The organism is Oleiphilus sp. HI0079 (genome assembly GCF_001635105.1).
In genome coordinates, this window is record NZ_LWFT01000420.1 from 1 (window position 1) to 437 (window position 437).

Sequence of the window (437 nt, forward strand, 5' to 3'; positions counted from 1 at the left end):
CTCTACAAGAATGATCAGCTCGCCGTTTTTATTACATACGCCTTGGATAAAGCGCGCGCTCTCATCGTTACCAACATTAGGCGCGGTTTCTATCTCTGACTCTTTTAAGTAAACCACTTCCGCTACAGAGTCGACGAGTACACCGACAACCTGACCCTCAAGCTCCAAGACAACAATTCGTGTCTGATCGCTTACCTCAGATTGGGCTAAACCGAAACGTGTGCGCGTATCGATTACCGTTACAACGTTGCCACGTAAGTTGATAATCCCTAGGACATAATGTGGAGCGCCAGGAACGGGAGCGATTTCAGAGTAACGCAACACTTCCTGAATCTGCATCACATTGATGCCATACGTTTCATCATCTAAGCGGAACGTAACATATTGCAGAATCTTATCTTCTGACTGATCAGAACTATGTACAGTATTGGAAGACA

At 45.5% G+C, this 437-nt stretch carries 1 protein-coding gene; it reads right to left on the reverse strand.

Annotation, left to right across the window (positions count from 1 at the left end; all coding sequences use genetic code 11):
• A partial coding sequence (locus A3750_RS05520; protein ID WP_369819925.1) for a chemotaxis protein CheW occupies nucleotides 1-437 on the reverse strand: 437 nt, incomplete at both ends.